The 20018-nt window shown below is 59.5% G+C and carries 15 protein-coding genes; 11 read left to right on the forward strand and 4 right to left on the reverse strand.

Features of this window, described 5'->3' with window-relative positions; all coding sequences use genetic code 11:
- Window positions 1-113 precede the first annotated feature (113 nt).
- Together rlmM and tusA are read left to right on the forward strand one after the other, a co-directional pair.
- On the forward strand, window positions 114-1187 hold the full coding sequence (gene rlmM / locus AB7M22_RS06090; RefSeq protein ID WP_454185564.1) for a 23S rRNA (cytidine(2498)-2'-O)-methyltransferase RlmM: 1074 nt from the start codon (window positions 114-116) through the stop codon (window positions 1185-1187).
- Between the two features lie 181 nt (window positions 1188-1368).
- A complete protein-coding gene (tusA, locus tag AB7M22_RS06095; protein WP_007907805.1) occupies window positions 1369-1620 on the forward strand; it encodes a sulfurtransferase TusA in 252 nt (83 codons plus the stop codon).
- 196 nt (window positions 1621-1816) lie between these two features.
- On the opposite strand, the gene AB7M22_RS06100 is transcribed toward tusA, so the two are convergent.
- Window positions 1817-3226, reverse strand: coding sequence for an MATE family efflux transporter (locus AB7M22_RS06100; RefSeq protein WP_454185565.1), 1410 nt, complete (start codon window positions 3224-3226; stop codon window positions 1817-1819).
- 347 nt (window positions 3227-3573) lie between these two features.
- On the opposite strand from AB7M22_RS06100, the gene pdxB reads away from it, so the two are divergent.
- Window positions 3574-4716 (forward strand): 4-phosphoerythronate dehydrogenase PdxB, encoded by a 1143-nt coding sequence (gene pdxB / locus AB7M22_RS06105; RefSeq protein WP_454185566.1) that lies wholly within the window; start codon window positions 3574-3576, stop codon window positions 4714-4716.
- Window positions 4717-4890: 174 nt separating this feature from the next.
- On the opposite strand, the gene AB7M22_RS06110 is transcribed toward pdxB, so the two are convergent.
- Window positions 4891-5070, reverse strand: a complete 180-nt coding sequence (locus AB7M22_RS06110) for a PA1571 family protein (protein WP_007907798.1) — start codon at window positions 5068-5070, stop codon at window positions 4891-4893.
- A gap of 267 nt (window positions 5071-5337) precedes the next feature.
- Between AB7M22_RS06110 and AB7M22_RS06115 the strand changes: the two genes are divergently transcribed.
- On the forward strand, window positions 5338-7122 hold the full coding sequence (locus AB7M22_RS06115) for an ABC transporter transmembrane domain-containing protein (RefSeq protein ID WP_454185567.1): 1785 nt from the start codon (window positions 5338-5340) through the stop codon (window positions 7120-7122).
- A gap of 79 nt (window positions 7123-7201) precedes the next feature.
- Here AB7M22_RS06115 and AB7M22_RS06120 read toward each other — a convergent pair whose 3' ends face one another.
- A complete protein-coding gene (locus AB7M22_RS06120; RefSeq protein WP_454185568.1) occupies window positions 7202-9130 on the reverse strand; it encodes a transglycosylase SLT domain-containing protein in 1929 nt (642 codons plus the stop codon).
- A 213-nt stretch (window positions 9131-9343) separates the two neighbouring features.
- Here AB7M22_RS06120 and AB7M22_RS06125 point away from each other — a divergent pair, with 213 nt between their 5' ends.
- Window positions 9344-11263 carry an ATP-binding cassette domain-containing protein gene (locus AB7M22_RS06125; protein ID WP_454185569.1) on the forward strand — a complete coding sequence of 640 codons (1920 nt, stop codon included), beginning with the start codon at window positions 9344-9346 and terminating at the stop codon, window positions 11261-11263.
- 71 nt (window positions 11264-11334) lie between these two features.
- Here the strand turns inward: AB7M22_RS06125 and AB7M22_RS06130 are convergent, their stop codons facing one another.
- Window positions 11335-11772, reverse strand: a complete 438-nt coding sequence (locus AB7M22_RS06130) for a universal stress protein (RefSeq protein ID WP_007907790.1) — start codon at window positions 11770-11772, stop codon at window positions 11335-11337.
- 103 nt (window positions 11773-11875) lie between these two features.
- On the opposite strand from AB7M22_RS06130, the gene AB7M22_RS06135 reads away from it, so the two are divergent.
- The 6 genes from AB7M22_RS06135 (at window position 11876) to AB7M22_RS06160 (ending at window position 19915) form a co-directional block, all read left to right on the forward strand.
- Complete coding sequence (locus AB7M22_RS06135; RefSeq protein WP_454185570.1) at window positions 11876-12313, forward strand: hypothetical protein; 438 nt, start codon at window positions 11876-11878, stop codon at window positions 12311-12313.
- Between the two features lie 507 nt (window positions 12314-12820).
- Window positions 12821-14968, forward strand: a complete 2148-nt coding sequence (gene fadB / locus AB7M22_RS06140) for a fatty acid oxidation complex subunit alpha FadB (protein WP_454185571.1) — start codon at window positions 12821-12823, stop codon at window positions 14966-14968.
- Window positions 14969-14998: 30 nt separating this feature from the next.
- A complete protein-coding gene (gene fadA, locus AB7M22_RS06145) occupies window positions 14999-16174 on the forward strand; it encodes an acetyl-CoA C-acyltransferase FadA (RefSeq protein WP_008007076.1) in 1176 nt (391 codons plus the stop codon).
- A gap of 99 nt (window positions 16175-16273) precedes the next feature.
- On the forward strand, window positions 16274-16510 hold the full coding sequence (locus tag AB7M22_RS06150; RefSeq protein WP_007907781.1) for a DUF1653 domain-containing protein: 237 nt from the start codon (window positions 16274-16276) through the stop codon (window positions 16508-16510).
- A gap of 114 nt (window positions 16511-16624) precedes the next feature.
- A complete protein-coding gene (gene topA, locus AB7M22_RS06155; RefSeq protein ID WP_454185572.1) occupies window positions 16625-19252 on the forward strand; it encodes a type I DNA topoisomerase in 2628 nt (875 codons plus the stop codon).
- 138 nt (window positions 19253-19390) lie between these two features.
- On the forward strand, window positions 19391-19915 hold the full coding sequence (locus tag AB7M22_RS06160) for a DUF6586 family protein (protein WP_095052049.1): 525 nt from the start codon (window positions 19391-19393) through the stop codon (window positions 19913-19915).
- Window positions 19916-20018: the final 103 nt, after the last annotated feature.

Genomic DNA, 20018 nt, shown 5'->3' on the forward strand with positions numbered 1-20018 from the left:
CCAAGGTTCCGATCTCGGCTATCATGCGCCGGTTTTCGTGACAGGCTTTGCTTCAACGCAAGTCTGGGCATCGCGCAGTGGCTGAATTCTTCGCCAACTGCCCAGGAGTAAGAATGAACACCCTCTTTATGCATTGCCGGCCGGGCTTCGAAAGCGAAGTCTGTTCCGAGATTTCCGAACATGCCGCGCGGCTGAACGTGGCCGGTTATGCCAAGGCCAAGACCGCCAGCGCCTGCGCCGAATTTATCTGCACCGAAGAAGACGGCGCCGAGCGCCTGATGCGGGGCCAGCGCTTCGCCGATCTGATCTTCCCTCGCCAGTGGGCTCGCGGGATCTTTATCGATCTGCCGGAAACCGACCGCATCAGCGTGATCCTCGCGCACATGGCGGATTTCCCTCTGTGCGGCAGCCTGTGGCTGGAAATGGTCGACACCAACGATGGCAAGGAATTGTCGAACTTCTGCAAGAAATTCGAAGGCCACCTGCGCAAGGCGCTGATGGCGGCCGGCAAACTGGTGGAAGACGCCCACAAGCCACGCCTGCTGCTGACCTTCAAGAGCGGTCGCGAAGTGTTCATGGGCCTGGCGGAATCGAACAATTCGGCGATGTGGCCGATGGGCATTCCACGCCTGAAATTCCCGCGTGAAGCGCCGAGCCGTTCGACCCTCAAGCTGGAAGAGGCCTGGCACCATTTCATCCCGCGGGATCAGTGGGACGAGCGCCTGCACAGCGACATGACCGGTGTCGACCTCGGCGCCGCACCCGGCGGCTGGACCTGGCAGCTGGTCAACCGCGGCATGCTGGTGACCGCCATCGACAACGGCCCGATGGCCGAAAGCCTGATGGACACCGGTTTGGTGCAGCATTTGATGGCTGACGGTTTCACCTTCAAGCCCAAGCAACCGGTCGACTGGATGGTCTGCGACATCGTCGAGAAACCGGCGCGCAACGCGGCGATGCTGGAAGAGTGGATTGGCGAGGGGCATTGCCGGGAAGCGGTGGTCAACCTCAAGCTGCCGATGAAACAGCGCTATGCCGAAGTGAAGCGCTTGCTGGAACGTATTGCCGACGGGTTCAAGGCGCGGGGTATTCGGGTCGAGATCGGCTGCAAGCAGCTGTATCACGACCGTGAGGAAGTGACCTGCCACCTTCGCCGGCTCGACGCAAAGAAACCCAAGTCCCGTTAAGCTACACCACCCCCCTGTAGGAGCGAGGCTTGCCCGCGAAGGCCTCGCTGCGGTGTATCTGTAGAACCACAGTGAGGCCTTCGCGGGCAAGCCTCGCTCCTACAGGGGCGGCGGCGTTCTGCCATAGATGACCGAACACCCGGCAATGCGCGACAATGCCGGCAAGTTTCAGGAGTAAACCATGAGTGAAATGATCGATACGCCGGTAGACGGCACCCTCGACGCCACTGGCCTCAATTGCCCGGAACCGGTGATGATGCTGCACCAGCACATCCGTGACCTGGTGCCTGGCGGCCTGCTGAAGGTGATCGCCACCGACCCGTCGACCCGTCGCGACATCCCCAAGTTTTGCGTGTTTCTCGACCACGAACTGGTCGCGCAGCACGAAGAGGCAGGCACCTACCTCTACTGGATCCGCAAGAAACTCGCTTAACGGGCCAAAAAAAGAGCCTGTCTATGCACAATGGCAGTCAGTTAAGAGGTGCAACTTGTGGGAGCGAGCCTGCTCGCGATGACGGCGGTACGGTCAGCATCAATGTTGGCTGACCCACCGCTATCGCGAGCAGGCTCGCTCCCACAGGGGCTGCGGTGTTCATCACCTGCATCTGCAGGCCCTTTTTTGCGCTCGCTTAACCCGCCGAACGACTGATGCGGATCCGCTTGCGTGCACTGCGCGTCAGGCGGATCGACAGCATCAGCGCCGCGCAACTCAAGCCTACGATCAAACCCTGCCACAGCCCGCTCGGGCCGCTCGGTGCACCGAACCAGTCGGTCAGGCCCAAGGCGTAACCCACCGGCAAACCAATCCCCCAGTACGCGAACAGCGTCAGGATCATCGTCACCCGCGTGTCCTGATAGCCACGCAGTGCGCCTGCCGCCGTCACCTGGATCGCATCGGAAAACTGGAACAGCGCCGAATACACGATCAGCATCGCGGCCACGTGAATCACCGTCGGGTCGGCGGTGTAAATCGCAGCGATGGGTTCGCGCAGCAACAACATCATGCTCGCCGACAGGCACGCATAAGCCAGGGCAGTGCCCATGCCGACACCGGCGGCGAAGCGGGCTTCGCGTGGTTCCTCACGGCCCAGTGCCTGGCCGACACGCACGGTCACGGCCATGCCGAGGGAGTAGGGGATCATGAACACCAGCGAGCTGAAGTTCAGCGCAATCTGATGCCCGGCGACCACGGTGGCGCCGAGGCTGCCGATCAGCAGGGCGATCACGGCGAAGATGCTCGACTCGGCGAACACCGCGATACCGATTGGCAGGCCGATGCCCAGCAGACGCTTGATCACCGACCACTGCGGCCAATCGAAACGGCTGAACAACTGGCTCGACTGATAGGCCGGCGCCCAGCGCTCCCAGCCGGCCATGCCCAACGCCATCACCCACATCACGATCGCCGTGGCCCAGCCGCAGCCGACACCGCCCATGGCCGGCACACCAAAGTGGCCATAGATGAAGATGTAGTTCAGTGGAATATTCAGCGCCAGCCCGCACAGGCCAAGGACCATGGCCGGGCGGGTGCGACCCAGGCCATCACTGAAACAGCGCAGCACGTGATAGAGCGCGACGGCGGGCAGGCCGCTGGCGATGCCGTGCAGATACTGCATGCACGGGCCGATCAGCTCGGGGTCGACCTTCATGATGTGCAGGATCGGTTCGGCGCTGAACAGCATGCCGGTCGCCATCAAACCCACCACCAGCGCCAACCACAACGCCTGACGCACGATCGGGCCGATCTCGCTGTGCGTGCCGGCGCCGAAGCGCTGAGCGACTTTCGGGGTGGTGGCCAGCAGTGTGCCGGTCATCAGCAGAAACACCGGCACCCAGATCGAGTTGCCCAGCGCGACGGCCGCCAGATCTCGAGGCCCGACACGACCGGCCATCACCGCATCGACGAAGCCCATCGCGGTGGTCGCCAGTTGCGCGATCATGATCGGCAACGCCAGGCCAAGCAGGTTTTTCAGCTCCAGGCGAACCCGGGCCGGGCGATTGAGGGAAATAGCGGTCGGGCGGTCAGTCACGGAATTCAAGGCGAAACGTCCAAAAGGTTTTGATGCGCAAGGCGGCGCATTCTACGCCTTGACGCAGTGGTCAGGAAAAGTCCTGTGTTAGGGATTTGTAAATGGTTTTCGGACGTTGCGATATTCCCTGTGGCGAGGGGGCTTGCCCCCGTTCGGCTGCGAAGCAGTCGCCAATCCATAGCATTGGGTACGTCTGATTAAACCGAGTCATCGGGTTTTTGGGGCCGCTTCGCAGCCCAGCGGGGGCAAGCCCCCTCGCCACAAGGAGATGTTTGGATCGGGGACAAGTGAACAATGCCTGCTGGCCCATCACGGTCATCTCCGCCTAAACTGCCGATCCGCCAAAGGAGCCTGCCATGCTGATTGTTGCCGACGAAAATATCCCGCTGCTCGATGCCTTCTTCGCAGGTTTCGGTGAAATCCGCCGGGTACCGGGACGTGCCATCGACCGCGCCACTGTCGAGCAGGCCGATGTGCTGTTGGTGCGGTCGGTGACCAACGTCAACCGCGCATTGCTCGAAGGCAGCAAGGTGCGCTTTGTCGGCACCTGCACCATCGGCACTGATCACCTGGATCTGGATTACTTTCAACAGGCCGGCATTACCTGGTCCAGCGCCCCAGGCTGCAATGCCCGGGGTGTGGTCGATTACGTGCTGGGCAGCCTGCTGACCCTGGCCGAAATCGAAGGTGCCGACCTGACTCAACGCACCTACGGTGTGGTCGGCGCCGGTGAAGTGGGCGGGCGGCTGGTCCAGGTTCTGCAAGGCCTGGGCTGGAACGTGCGGGTCTGCGATCCCCCAAGGCAAGCGGCCGAAGGGGGCGATTACGTCAGCCTCGAGCAGATCATCGAGCAATGCGACGTCATCAGTCTGCACACTCCGCTAGACAAGCAAGGCCCTCAGTCGACCTGGCATCTGTTCGATAAAAACCGCTTGAACCAACTCAAGCCCGGCGCCTGGCTGATCAACGCCAGTCGTGGCCCGGTCATCGACAATGCCGCTCTGCGCCAGGTGCTGTTGGAACGTGAAGACCTGCAAGCGGTGCTGGATGTCTGGGAGGGGGAACCTGAGGTTGATGTGGCACTGGCCGAGTTGTGTGTGCTGGCGACGCCGCACATTGCCGGTTACAGCCTCGACGGCAGACAGCGCGGGACGGCGCAGATCTATCAGGCGCTTTGTGAGTTCCTTGGGCAACCGGAACAGGTCCGCCTGAACGATTTGCTGCCGGCACCGTGGTTGTCGGCGGTGACGTTGAACGCCGACAGCGATCCAGCCTGGGCGCTGGCGATGTTGTGCCGTGGCGTGTACGACCCACGCCGTGACGATGCGAATTTCCGCCGCAGCCTTGTAGGCAGCGTGAGCGAGCAGCGTGCGGCGTTCGATGCACTGCGCAAGCATTACCCGCTGCGGCGTGAGATCGATGGGTTGAAGGTGCGGATCGACGGGGATTCGCCAGCGTTGCAGCGGATTGCGGCGGCGTTGGGGGCTTCGGCTGTCTGAGTACCGCATAGGCCTTATCGCGGGCAAGCCACGCTCCCACAGGTCATGCGTCAATTTTGGAATCGCGGTAATCCTGTGGGAGCGGGCTTGCTCGCGATAGGGTGCGCAGCACCCTCAAAAGGCACCCATAAAAAACCCGGCCAACAAGGCCGGGTCAAGAAGACGGTGGCTACATCACTCTTGTTCGGCAGGCTTGACCAATCGCTTCTCCAGTTCGCGGCAAGCGTCCTGGATCATGTTTTCAGTGATCGGTACTTCGTGCCCATCCTTATCAATAATCGAGCAACCCAGAGACTGGTCTGGCTGCGTGCGGATCACTGGAATCTTGTCATCGCTGCTGTTTTGCAAGGACATGGCCTGTCTCCTCATCAGGTTGTGTGCTTACTGTAGAACCGCCAGGTGACCGGGCTGTGACAACTCCCTGCGATCTTTCAGGTCGGCATCTTCAGTCCATCAGAAATACCCTGACGTTTCCACCCGGACTTTAGACCAATAATCTCTAGCCACTAGTCTTGGCGGTCATAATTAACCTGACTCATTATGATTTACCGCGTTCAATCCCGTTGGGCGGTGTAGGCTTGGTCGAGTTAAAGCCATTGGTTGCGCCATCGGATGATCTTCATGCTCTCTTCCCGTCACCGCCGCGCCATTCGTCTGGCCAGCCGTTTCCTCGCGCCTTATCGCTGGCCGGCCTTTGGCGCTTTGCTGGCGTTGATCGTCACTGCTGGCATCACCTTGTCCATGGGGCAGGGGATTCGCCTGTTGGTGGACCAGGGTTTCATGACCCAGTCGCCGCATTTGCTCAACCGATCCATCGGCGTGTTCATGCTGCTGGTGATCGGTCTGGCGATTGGCACCTTTGCACGGTTTTACCTGGTGTCGTGGATCGGCGAGCGCGTTGTCGCCGACATCCGCCGACAGGTATTCAACCATCTGGTCTACCTGCATCCGGGGTTCTATGAAGACAACCGCAGCTCCGAGATCCAGTCGCGGCTGACCGCCGACACCACGCTGCTGCAATCGGTGATCGGCTCTTCGCTGTCGCTGTTCCTGCGTAATGGGCTGATGGTGATCGGCGGGATCGTCTTGCTGTTTATCACCAACCCCAAACTCACCAGTATCGTGGTGGTCGCGTTGCCGCTGGTGGTCGCGCCGATCCTGATTTTTGGTCGCCGGGTGCGCACCCTGTCGCGTCTGAGCCAGGACCGGATTGCCGATATCGGCAGCTATGTCTCTGAAACACTGAGTCAGATCAAAACCGTGCAGGCCTACAACCATCAGGTTCAGGACGAGCAGCGTTTTGCCACGACCGTGGAAGAGGCTTTCAACACTGCCCGCAAGCGCATCTTCCAGCGAGCCTGGTTGATTACCCTGGTGATCCTGCTGGTGTTGGGCGCAGTCGGGGTGATGCTCTGGGTCGGTGGCATGGATGTCATCGCCGGCCGCATTTCCGCGGGTGAGCTGGCAGCGTTCGTCTTTTACAGCCTGATCGTCGGCGGTGCCTTCGGCACGTTGAGTGAAGTGATCGGTGAACTGCAGCGAGCGGCGGGGGCGGCGGAGCGGATTGCCGAGTTATTGCGTTCGGAAAACATCATCCAGCCACCGACCCAGGGCCTGGTGACTTTGCCTGAGCGGGTGAAGGGCGATCTGGTACTGCAAGATGTGCGCTTTTGCTACCCGTCGCGTCCAGAAAGCTATGCCGTCGATGGTCTGAATCTGACGATCAACGCCGGCGAAACGCTTGCGTTGGTCGGGCCGTCCGGTGCCGGCAAGTCTACGGTGTATGACCTGCTGTTGCGCTTTTACGACCCCATTGAAGGACGCATCCTGCTGGACGGTGTGCCGCTGACCCAACTCGATCCTCTGGACCTGCGTCGCTGCTTCGCCCTCGTCTCGCAAACCCCGGCGCTGTTCTTTGGCAGCATCGAAGAGAACATTCGCTACGGTCACCCGACAGCGACTTTGGCCCAAGTCCAGGAAGCCGCGAAAATCGCCTACGCCCACGACTTCATCGAGCAAATGCCCAACGGCTACCAGACTCACCTCGGCGACGCTGGTCTCGGATTATCCGGCGGGCAACGCCAACGCCTGGCTATCGCCCGGGCGCTGCTGGTGGACGCACCAATCCTGCTGCTGGACGAAGCCACCAGCGCCCTCGACGCCCAGAGCGAGCACCTGATCCAGCAAGCCCTGCCCAGCCTGATGAAAAATCGCACCACACTGGTCATCGCCCATCGGTTAGCCACAGTGAAAAACGCTGACAGGATCGCGGTGATGGACCAAGGAAAACTGGTGGCGGTGGGGACGCATCAGGAGTTGATTGCAAGTAATGCACTGTATGCACGGTTGGCTGCGTTGCAGTTTAGTGATGGGCGCTATGCCCCAACCGACCAAGTAACCGACTAAGTAACCGACCAAGTAGAGCACCATAAAAAATGCCCGCATCAATCGATGCGGGCATTTTTGTCAGCGTTTCAAAGCAGGCTCATTGATCGTCAAAGTAGCGTTCATGCCAATCCACCAACGGTTGTGGTGAGTTGAGCTTCTGGCCGTAGATCACCGAGTACGACAGCACGTTTTGCACGTACTGCCGGGTTTCGTCGAACGGGATGCTTTCCACCCACACATCGAAGCTCAGGTGGTCGGCGCCACGCAGCCATTGACGTACGCGGCCGGGGCCGGCGTTGTAGGCGGCGGAGGCGAGGACGCGGTTGCCGTTGAACTGGCTGTGGACCTGGCTCAGGTAAGCGGCACCGAGCTGAATGTTCTTGTCCGGATCGAATACTTGCTGCGGCGAAGCGAGGGGAATGCTGAACTTGCGTGCGGTTTCCTTGGCGGTACCGGGCATCAGTTGCATCAGGCCGCTGGCACCGACGCCGGAGCGTGCATCGGCCATGAAAGCGCTTTCCTGGCGGGTGATGGCGAACACCCAGCTCGAATGCAGGCCACGGACCTTGGCTTCACGGACCAGGGTTTCGCGGTGGGCCATCGGGAAGCGAATATCCAGGTCGTCCCAGTACTTCGCCTGACTGATGGTGCGGATCGCTGGGAAATACCATTTCAGGTCGTAAGCCAGTTTCGCCTGGGCGACCATTTCGTCACGGCTGAAGTGCCGGCTGACGTGGTACCACTCGCGACGACCGTCGACGATCTGCCCGCGGGCATGGAATTCCAGGGCGCGTCGCACGCCTGGGGTATTGCGCACCTTGTTGATCAGCGCCTGGCTGAGCACCAGCGGTTTGTTGTTCAGCGAATAGGGGGATTGCGAGCGATCGGCCGCCAGGAAACCGTAGAAGTCGCGCTCGCGAGCCAGGCCCTTGTAAAGCGTCTGCGCTTGCGGATTCTGTGGCTGCGCCAGCTCCAGGCTGCGAGCCTGCCAGTAACGCCAGCGGTTGGTGGTGGCCAGGTCCTGAGGCAGGCGACGGGTCAGCTCATAGGCATCTTCCCAACGGGCCAGGCGCAACAGCAGGCGTAAACGCCATTCGGAAACGGTGTTGTCCCGCAGTTCCGGGTCGTATTTGGTCATTACGTCCAGCGCGCGGCTGTCGAAACGACGAGCAAGGGTCAGCCCGATTTCCCGGGCAATCGCGACTTTTTCGTCGCGGGAGAAGTGCATGCTGCTGGCGTAACCGTCGAGCAGGTCCATGGCCTTGTCCGGATCCTGACGGGCCAGGCGGCGCAGGCCGAGGCTGACGATGTCGGACATCGGTTCATCCGCCGGGGTGAAGCGCGACGGCTGATTGAGCAGCTCGGGTTTCTGCGCCACATCCACCAGCAGTCGACCGCGCGGGGCGAGTGTCGTCAGGCCGTTGATCAGGCTGTTGGCCAGCGGATAGTTGCGTGCCTGGGCGGCGAGCTTGGTGCGTTCCCAGCGTTTCTGTTCAGTCAGTTGACCATCGGCGGCCCACATGCCGAACACAGCATCGCAAGCGTCGGGTTGGGTTTTGCCGGTCAGCCAGAGTTTATCGGCGTTGGCGTAGCCTTCAGCCTTGCGGTTATGGCTGATCTGATACTGCGCGTTCAGGCAGTCCAGTTCGGTGAAATTGAGCTTGGGGTCATAATATTTAACGAAGGTTGCCCAATCGCCGCGTTCGGTCAGCCAGCGCAGCCAGCGCAACTTCATCCAGTTGGCTTGGGGCAGGTCACCGTGTTCGGCGAGGAATTTCTCGATTTCGGCGTTGCTCGCGGTTTTCAGGCGCGCGGTCAGTTCGTCATAAGCCAGATAGGGCTCCAGCGGATAATCGCTCAGAGCCTGGCTGTAACGGAAATAAGGGCCGGAATCGCCTTTGGCCAAGGCACGCTTGGCTTCATCGTAGTACTGGCGTTGGGTGGACAGGTCCACCGCCTGGGCGGATTGAGCGGCAGCGGCTGTAAGAAGCAAACACGAAAAAAGATTGAAAAGGCGACTGCGCATGAGACGTCCGGGCAGAGAAATCATGACAAGTGCCGGCAAGAGCGGCACTGAATTGTCTGTAGCTTAGCCTTTTGCCAGCAGCGGGCGAAAGCTTTGCCGAGCTGTCGGCACAAGTTCGCAACAATTGTTGTGCAGAGTGCTTCGACATTGAAATTGCCGGCCTTCTGAAGCCTCAAGTCAGGTAGAATGCGCGCCCGGTTTTTGGAGAAGCTCATGACCCTGCTCAAATTCAGCGATGTGTCCCTTGCTTTCGGCGCTATGCCGTTGTTGGACAAGGTGTCCTGGCAGATCGCCCGTGGTGAGCGGGTGTGCATCATCGGCCGCAACGGCACTGGCAAGTCCAGCATGATGAAGCTCGTCAAGGGCGACCAGAAGCCCGATGAAGGCTCTGTTTGGCGCGCACCTGGCCTGAAAATTGGTGAATTGCCGCAAGAATTGCCGGTAGCCGACGAGCGGACCGTGTTCGACGTGGTTGCCGAAGGCCTGGACGGTGTTGGCGAGCTGCTCGCGCAGTATCACCACCTGAGCCAGAACATCGTCACCGACGCCGATCTGGACAAACTGATGCATGTCCAGCACGACCTCGAGGCCCGCGACGGCTGGCGTTTGCAACAACTGGTCGACAGCACCTTGAGCCGCTTGCAACTGCCGGCCGACAAGACCCTCGCCGAATTGTCCGGCGGCTGGCGTCGCCGCGTCCTGCTGGCTCAGGCCCTGGTTTCCGAACCGGATCTGCTGTTGCTCGACGAACCGACCAACCACTTGGACATCGGCGCCATTGCCTGGCTCGAAGAAGCGCTGAAGGATTTCCAGGGCGCCGTGCTGTTTATCACGCACGACCGTTCCTTCCTGCAGAACCTTGCGACCCGCATTCTGGAACTGGATCGCGGTGGCCTGATCGACTGGAACGGCGACTACGCCAGTTTCCTCGTGCACAAAGAGGCGACTCTGGCTGCTGAAGAAACCGCCAACGCGCTGTTCGACAAGAAACTGGCCCAGGAAGAAGTCTGGATCCGCCAGGGCATCAAGGCGCGTCGCACCCGTAACGAAGGCCGCGTCCGCGCCCTGAAAGCCCTGCGCGTTGAGCGTAGCGAGCGTCGTGAGCGCACGGGCAAGGCCAACATTCAGCTGGACACTGCTGACAAGTCCGGCAAGCAGGTGATGGTCCTCGAGAACGTGAGCTTCGCTCACCCGGGTGGCCCGTTCCTGATCAAGGATTTCTCGATGGTCCTGACGCGCGGCGACCGTATCGGTCTGCTTGGCGCCAACGGTACCGGCAAGACCACGCTGCTGAAACTGATGCTCAGCGGTCTGCAACCGACCAGCGGCAAAGTGGAAGAGGGGACGCGCATCGACGTGGCCTACTTCGACCAGTTGCGCCATCAGCTGGACCTGGAAAAGACCGTGATCGACAACGTGGCCGAAGGTCGCGATTTCATCGATATCGATGGTCAGAGCCGTCACGTGCTGAGCTACCTCGGCGACTTCCTGTTCAGCCCGCAGCGTGCCCGCACGCCGGTGAAGGCGCTGTCCGGTGGTGAGCGTGCCCGTCTGTTGCTGGCCAAACTGTTCAGCAAACCAGCGAACCTGCTGGTACTCGACGAGCCGACCAACGACCTGGACGTGGAAACCCTCGAGCTGCTGGAAGAGGTCCTGCTGACCTTCAACGGTACTGTGCTGATGGTCAGCCACGACCGGGCATTCCTCGACAACGTGGTCACCAGCACCCTGGTCTTCGAAGGCGAAGGCAAGGTTCGCGAATACGTCGGTGGTTATCAGGACTGGCTGCGTCAGGGCGGCTCGCCGCGCCTGTTGGGCGTGACCGAGAGCAAGTCCGGCAAGGCCGACCTGAACTCGGCTGTCGTCACTGCTGAACCAGTGCCAGTCGCTGCGGCAGTAGAGGCGCCGGTGGCAAAGAAGAAGCTCAGCTACAAGTTGCAGCGTGAGCTGGAAATGTTGCCGAGTCAGATCGAAGCCATGGAGCAGCAGATTGCGGTGGTTGAAGTGCAGATGGCGGATGCCGGTTTCTATCAGCGCCCTGCTGCCGAGACAGCTGCAGTGATCGCTCAGCTGGAGCAGTTGCAGGCTGAACTCGACGTGATGGTCGAGCGCTGGGCCGAGCTGGATGCCTGATTGATCCGGCGATAAAAAAGCCCGACTTCGGTAACTCGAGTGTCGGGCTTTTTTATAGGGGGGGTGTGTTGTCAGCTTTTGATCAGGCGCACCGCGAGCACATCGCAGGGCGCACCATGCAGCACGTCATTGGCAGTCGAGCCCAGCAGCAGTGCCAGGCCGTGTCGGCCATGACTGCCCACCACGATCAGGTCGCACGTTTGCTCCTTGGCGAGGTGGTGAATCTCCTGGCGCGGCTGGCCGTAGGTCAAGTGACTGTATTCCTTGGAGAGTTCCGGGTATTTCACGATCAATCGCTCAAGGCGCTCTTTGGCCTGATCGAATTGTTGCTGTTGCAACTGGGAAAGGTCCATCGGCACGTCGCCGCCAAAGGCCATGGCCATCGGTTCGACGATATGCACCAGGGAGAGCTTCGCGCCATTGCTCACCGAGAGTTCGCGAGCTCGGTGGATTACAGGATCGCACTCTTCGGTTAGATCTACAGCGACCAGAATGTGGTTGTAGGGCATGAGGTGCTCCTCCTGAGATTGCAATATTGGTAAGTATGGCTGGTTTCAAGCGCATTGGTTTCAAAGTGACTCAATGGGCTCATCAAGAATTGGGAGTACAGATATGACGGTCTGGATAGTGGTGTCAATCCTGCTGGTGGTCTTGAGCCCGCTGGCCTGGTTGCGACCCTCCCGTACTCAGAGCGGGCGCATGGCCCTGCGCATGGAGGCGCGGCGCATTGGCCTGGCCATGCAGCTGGCGCCCCAGGAATGGCCGCACTGGCTGAGCGAGGAGCCGCCGAGCCCTTGCGCTCAGTACCATCGGCCGCGCCGTGGCACGCGACCGGCGTGCTGGAGTTACTGGCAGAAGGCGCCGGGTGTGTGGGTCAATCAGTGGCAGGAGGTCTGTGAGGATGGGATGCTGCTGGATCATTTCGAAAAATTGCCTGCCAACGTCTACAAAGTCGAAGCAGACAAGCAAATGATTGCCCTGTATTGGGGCGAGAAGGGTGAGGCCGAGGTTCTGCAGCAGATCGATGCCACGCTGAAAGCACTCGCCTGAAACCCGATCCGTAGCAGGCAATAAAAAGCCCGACATCATCATCGGGCTGAGGTTGGCCAGGCAGGCCGGTAATTCTGTGTGGCTGATCGTACGCTGGACATTCGTCAAAGCGTTCAAATTTTTTCTTCAGGGTCCCGCCAGCGTAGCTTGTTAAACACAGGCTGCCGGTAATTAGGGCGACTTTTCTAACTATTGATTCTATGAATGGCCTCACATGCATGAGCGTGTTGCAGGGCTTCGTGGTACGGAAGTGACCGGAAAGTCGCGTTTCAACCAGCATTTTGGGCGATTGACAATTGCCGGAAATTCCGTGAAGGTGACATACCCAAATCAAACGGGCGTATGAATTGAGCGTTTGTATTACAGAGCGCTCCTACAGAATCCCGACTATCGCGTTGGCGGGTGTGCCGGGTGAATTGGCGTAGCATCGACGATAAGCGTCCTTGCCGAGCCAGTCGCCTGCGTCCGACGTGTACTGTTCAGCTTCCATATCGTGGAGATCAGTTGATGATTTACGAAGGTAAAGCCATCACGGTTAAGGCTCTTGAAAGTGGCATCGTCGAATTGAAATTCGACCTCAAGGGTGAGTCCGTCAACAAGTTCAACCGTCTTACCCTGAACGAACTGCGTCAGGCCGTAGACACCATCAAGGCAGATGCTTCGATCAAGGGTGTGATCGTCAGCAGTGGCAAGGACGTATTCATCGTCGGCGCCGACATCACCGAATTCGTCGACAACTTCAAGCTGCCGGATGCAGAGCTTGTCGCTGGTAACCTCGAAGCCAACAAGATTTTCAGCGATTTCGAAGACCTCAACGTCCCGACTGTCGCCGCTATCAATGGCATCGCACTGGGTGGCGGTCTGGAAATGTGCCTGGCGGCAGATTTCCGCGTCATGGCCAATACCGCCAAAATCGGTCTGCCGGAAGTCAAGCTGGGCATCTACCCAGGCTTCGGCGGTACTGTGCGTTTGCCGCGCATCATCGGTGCCGACAACGCCATCGAGTGGATTGCTGCCGGTAAGGAAAACCGCGCTGAAGACGCGCTGAAAGTCGGTGCTGTCGACGCTGTGGTCGCCCCGGAGAAACTGCAGGAAGCGGCTCTGAACCTGGTCAAGGGCGCCATCTCCGGTGAATTTGACTACAAGGCCAAGCGTCAGCCGAAGCTCGAAAAGCTCAAGCTCAACGCCATCGAACAAATGATGTCGTTCGAAACCGCCAAGGGTTTCGTGGCCGGTCAAGCGGGCCCGAACTACCCGGCACCGGTCGAAGCGATCAAGACTATCCAGAAAGCCGCGAACTTCGGTCGCGACAAGGCGCTGGAAGTCGAAGCCACCGGTTTCGTCAAACTGGCCAAGACCTCTGCCGCGCAGAGCTTGATCGGTCTGTTCCTGAACGATCAGGAGCTGAAGAAAAAGGCCAAGGCCTACGACGAAATCGCCAAAGAGGTGAAGCAGGCTGCCGTATTGGGCGCCGGCATCATGGGTGGCGGTATCGCCTATCAGTCGGCCTCCAAAGGTACGCCGATCCTGATGAAAGACATCAACGAGCACGGCATCGAGCAAGGTCTGGCCGAAGCCGCCAAGCTGCTGGTGGGCCGCGTTGATAAAGGTCGCATGACCCCGGCGAAAATGGCCGAAGTGCTCAATGGCATTCGTCCGACCCTGTCCTACGGTGATTTCGGTCACGTCGACCTGGTCGTCGAAGCCGTTGTCGAGAACCCGAAGGTCAAGCAAGCCGTTCTGGCCGAAGTCGAAGGCAAGGTCAAAGAGGACACCATCCTCGCGTCCAACACCTCGACCATTTCCATCACCTTGCTGGCCAAAGCCCTCAAGCGTCCGGAAAACTTCGTCGGCATGCACTTCTTCAACCCGGTGCACATGATGCCGCTGGTTGAAGTGATCCGTGGCGAGAAGTCCAGCGAAGTGGCCGTTGCCACCACCGTTGCCTACGCCAAGAAAATGGGCAAGAACCCGATTGTCGTCAACGACTGCCCGGGCTTCCTGGTCAACCGCGTGCTGTTCCCGTACTTCGGCGGTTTCGCCAAACTGGTCAGCGCCGGCGTGGACTTCGTCCGCATCGACAAGGTCATGGAAAAATTCGGCTGGCCAATGGGCCCGGCGTACCTGATGGACGTGGTCGGCATCGACACCGGTCACCACGGTCGTGACGTCATGGCTGAAGGCTTCCCGGACCGCATGAAGGACGATCGCCGTTCGGCCGTCGACGTGCTCTATGAAGCCAAGCGCCTGGGCCAGAAGAATGGCAAGGGTTTCTACGCCTACGAGACCGACAAGCGCGGCAAGCAGAAGAAAGTCGCCGATCCTTCGGTACTGGAAGTACTCAAGCCAATCGTGTTCGAACAGCGCGAAGTCACCGACGAAGACATCATCAACTGGATGATGATCCCGCTGTGCCTGGAAACCGTGCGTTGCCTGGAAGACGGCATCGTCGAAACCGCCGCCGAAGCCGACATGGGTCTGGTCTACGGTATTGGTTTCCCTCCATTCCGTGGCGGTGCGCTGCGCTACATCGACTCGATCGGTGTTGCAGAGTTCGTTGCCCTGGCTGACCAGTACGCTGATTTGGGCGCGCTGTACCACCCGACCACGAAGCTGCGTGCAATGGCCAAAAACGGTCAGAGCTTCTTCGGTTAAGCGCCCACACTAGAGCGAGAGTGAAAGTATATGAGCTTGAATCCTAGAGACGTCGTGATTGTCGACTTCGGTCGTACGCCGATGGGCCGCTCCAAGGGCGGCATGCACCGCAACACCCGCGCCGAAGACATGTCGGCGCACCTGATCAGCAAATTGCTGGAACGCAACGTCAAGGTCGACCCGAGCGAAGTTGAAGACGTGATCTGGGGCTGTGTGAACCAGACCCTGGAGCAGGGCTGGAACATCGCTCGCATGGCGTCCTTGATGACGCAGATCCCGCACACCGCGGCCGGCCAGACCGTCAGCCGTCTGTGTGGCTCGTCAATGAGTGCTCTGCACACCGCTGCGCAAGCGATCATGACCGGTAACGGTGACGTGTTCGTGGTTGGTGGCGTCGAGCATATGGGTCACGTGAGCATGATGCACGGTGTCGATCCGAACCCGCACATGTCCCTGTATGCGGCGAAAGCCTCGGGCATGATGGGCCTGACCGCGGAAATGCTCGGCAAAATGCACGGCATTACTCGCGAACAACAGGACGCCTTTGGCGTGCGCTCCCACCAACTCGCCCACAAGGCGACTTTGGAAGGCAAGTTCAAAGACGAAATCATCCCGATGCAGGGCTACGACGAGAACGGTTTCCTGAAACTGTTCGACTACGACGAAACCATTCGTCCGGAAACCACCCTGGAAAGCCTGGCGGCTCTGAAGCCAGCGTTTAACCCGAAGGGCGGCACCGTGACAGCCGGTACTTCGTCGCAGATCACCGACGGTGCTTCGTGCATGATCGTGATGTCGGCGCAGCGTGCCCAGGACCTGGGCATCCAGCCGATGGCGGTGATTCGTTCGATGGCAGTGGCGGGTGTGGACCCGGCGATCATGGGCTATGGTCCAGTACCGGCAACGCAGAAAGCACTGAAGCGCGCGGGTCTTGGTATCAACGATATCGACTTCTTCGAGCTCAACGAAGCTTTCGCCGCACAGGCGCTGCCAGTGCTGAAAGATTTGAAAGTGCTCGACAAGATGAACGAGAAGGTTAACCTGCACGGCGGCGCGATCGCCCTGGGTCACCCGTTCGGTTGCTCCGGTGCCCGTATCTCCGGCACTTTGCTGAACGTGATGAAGCAGAATGGCGGCACCTTCGGGGTAGCCACCATGTGCATTGGTCTTGGCCAAGGCATCTCCACCGTCTTCGAACGCGTTTAAGCGTTTCGCTGATGGAAGCCGGGGCCAAGTGCCCCGGTTTTTGTTTTTTCCGGATTTATTTTGTTTTTATTTTGAAAAAATTTGAGTGAGGGCCAAACCATGCCGATACAACCTGGGCTCTACGAACATTACAAAGGTCCGCAGTACCGTGTATTCGCTGTTGCGCGGCATTCGGAAACCGAAGAAGAAGTGGTCTTCTACCAAGCCCTGTATGGCGATTACGGCTTTTGGGTGCGCCCCTTGAGCATGTTCCTGGAGTCGGTCGAGGTTGACGGCGAACAGGTGCCACGCTTTGCTTTGGTGCAAGCCGAACCGAGCGTTTTTCCGCAGCCATAAGGGGAGTGCGCGCAGAACCCTGCGCTTGACCTCACCTTGTAGCCACTATATATAGCGGTGCCGCGTCAGGCGCCAACCGCCTTTCACTTCTAGAATTCAGGAATTTTCTGATCCATGGGCAAATCGCTGGTCATTGTGGAATCCCCGGCTAAGGCCAAGACCATCAACAAGTATCTGGGTAACCAATACGTGGTGAAGTCGAGTATCGGCCATATCCGAGACCTGCCCACCAGCGGTTCGGCTAGCGCCAGCAAAGAGCCTGCCGCCAAGCGCGGCAAGGCCGCCGCAGGTGAAGGTCCGGTGCTCACGCCGAAAGAGAAAGCGCGCAAGCAGCTGGTCTCGCGCATGGGTGTCGATCCCGATCATGGCTGGAAAGCCAAGTACGAGATCCTCCCGGGCAAGGAAAAAGTCATCGAAGAGCTGCGCCGGCTCGCCAAAGATGCTGACACCATCTATCTCGCAACCGACTTGGATCGCGAGGGGGAAGCCATTGCCTGGCACCTGCGCGAAGCCATCGGTGGTGACGACAGCCGCTACAAGCGCGTGGTGTTCAACGAAATCACCAAGAAAGCGATCCAGGAAGCCTTCTCCAAACCAGGCGAGCTGGACATCGATCGAGTAAACGCCCAGCAGGCGCGTCGCTTCCTCGACCGCGTGGTGGGTTACATGGTTTCGCCGCTGCTGTGGGCCAAGGTCGCCCGTGGCCTGTCCGCCGGTCGCGTGCAATCGGTTGCCGTGAAGCTGGTGGTCGAGCGTGAGCGTGAAATCCGCGCGTTCAACCCGGAAGAGTACTGGGAAGTTCATGCCGACCTCGGCACCACCAAGGGCGCGACTGTGCGTTTCGACGTGGCCCGTGAGAAAGGCGAAGCCTTCAAGCCGCTCAACGAAGCCCAGGCCATGGCCGCGCTGGAAAAGCTCAAGGCTTCCAGCTACAGCATCGTCAAGCGCGAAGACAAACCGACCAGCAGCAAGCCGTCGGCACCGTTCATCACTTCCACCCTGCAGCAGGCTGCGAGTAACCGCCTGGGCTTTGGTGTGAAGAAAACCATGATGATGGCCCAGCGTTTGTACGAAGCCGGCTACATCACGTATATGCGTACCGACTCCACCAACCTCTCGGTCGATGCCGTGGCGATGGCGCGTACTTATATTGAAGGTGAGTTCGGCAAGAAGTACCTGCCGGAAAACCCGAACATCTACAGCAGCAAGGAAGGCGCACAAGAGGCTCACGAAGCGATTCGTCCGTCCGACGCCAATACCGAGCCAAGCAAGCTATCGGGCATGGAACGTGATGCCGAGCGGCTTTACGAGCTGATCTGGCGCCAGTTCCTGGCCTGCCAGATGCTGCCGGCGCAATACCTGTCGACCACGGTCACCGTCGGTGCTGGCGACTTCGAACTGCGTGCCAAGGGCCGCATCCTGAAGTTCGACGGTTACACCCGCGTCATGCCGCAAATTGCCAAGCCTGGCGATGACGACGTGCTGCCGGACATGGCCCAGGGCGACGCGATGAAGCTGATCAAGCTTGATCCGACCCAGCACTTCACCAAGCCGCCGGCGCGTTACTCGGAAGCGAGCCTGGTTAAAGAAATGGAAAAACGCGGCATCGGTCGTCCTTCGACCTATGCGGCGATCATTTCGACCATCCAGGACCGCGGCTACGTGGCGCTGCACAACCGTCGTTTCTATTCGGAAAAGATGGGCGACATCGTCACCGAGCGTCTGGCCGAGAGCTTCTCCAATCTCATGGACTACGGCTTCACCGCCGGCATGGAAGAGAACCTCGATGACGTGGCTCAGGGCGAGCGCGACTGGAAAAACGTGCTCGACGAGTTCTACGGCGACTTCAAGAAGAAACTCGAAGTGGCTGAAGGCGCCGAAGGCGGCATGCGCGCCAACCAGCCGGTAATGACTGACATTCCGTGCGTGTTGTGCGGTCGTCCGATGCAGATCCGTACTGCTTCGACAGGCGTATTCCTCGGTTGCTCGGGCTACAGCCTGCCGCCGAAAGAGCGCTGCAAAGCCACCGTCAACCTGGTGCCGGGCGATGAAATCGCCGCGGACGACGAGGGTGAGTCCGAGTCGCTGGTCCTGCGTGGCAAGCATCGTTGCCCGATCTGCAGCACGGCCATGGACGCCTACCTGCTCGACGAGAAGCGCAAGCTGCACATCTGCGGTAACAACCCGGATTGTTCTGGCTACGAAATCGAAGAGGGCACCTATCGCATCAAGGGCTACGAAGGTCCGAGCCTGGAGTGCGACAAGTGCGGCAGCGAGATGCAGCTCAAGACCGGCCGTTTCGGCAAGTTCTTCGGTTGCACCAACGCCACCTGCAAGAACACCCGCAAGCTGCTGAAAAGCGGTGACGCGGCGCCGCCGAAGATGGATCCGGTGAAGATGCCTGAGCTCAAATGCGAAAAGGTCAACGACACCTATATCTTGCGCGACGGTGCTTCCGGCTTGTTCCTGGCGGCCAGCCAGTTTCCGAAAAACCGCGAGACTCGTGCTCCATTGGTCATGGAGATTGTGCCGCACAAGGATGAGATCGATCCGAAGTACCACTTCCTCTGCGAAGCACCGAAGAAAGACCCGGACGGTCTCCCGGCAGTGATCCGTTACAGCCGCAAGACCAAAGAGCAGTACGTGCAGACAGAAGTCGACGGTAAGCCGACTGGCTGGAAGGCGTACTACGATGGCGGCAAGTGGACGGTTGAAGACAAGCGTCCAGCAGCCAAGGCTTAATAGGCTGTACACAAAAGGCCGCATGACAACCCTCGGGTTTTCATGCGGCCTTTTGTTTTGGGCTTGCGGGAAGCTCAGGTGATCCACGACACTGTCTGACCTGCGTGAAGCAATTATTTCGTTGTGGAGGCTGCCGTCATGGCCCACGAACTCTATACCCGTACCAACCAGAAAATTTATTTCGCCGGCCTGTCGCTGGAAGCGCTCGCCAAAGCCGAAGAGGGGCGGGCGATGAACGCCTTGGCGCTGATTCAGGCTGGGCGCGAATCAGCGTTGTTTCACCTGTACGGTGCGCTGTTGGGGCTGTGCCATGAAATCGCCGGTTTCTATCGCCTGCCTCAGGCCAATGCGCCGCGGGCAGAGATGCTGCTGACTCGCGAAGTGCTGGAAACCATCGCTATTCCGGAAATGGCCGAGATGGTTGAATTGGCGCAAAACCCTGAAACCTGGCTGGCCAAGCTGCTGTCGGCATATGCCGCACTGTTTCAGCCGCCTCGCGCGCCGCACAAGCCCAAGGGTGATGTGACGCAGCCGCTCATTCTGGCCGTTAATCTGGATGAAGAAGAGGCGCCGGAAGAGCTGAGTCGGGAAGAGCTGGAGAGCTGGCGTCAGAACCTTAAAGGTCTGGCGATTCGGTTTCGCGAAGGGTTGAACGAGTGCTGAAAGATTGAGTGTTTAGGGAAGGGTCCGCTCAAGGAAGCGTGTTGTCAGAAATTTCTCTTCATGATGGCATCTGGTCAAGATCCCGAGCGAAGCTTGGCTGATG

Source organism: Pseudomonas sp. ADAK2 TE3594 (genome assembly GCF_053628675.1).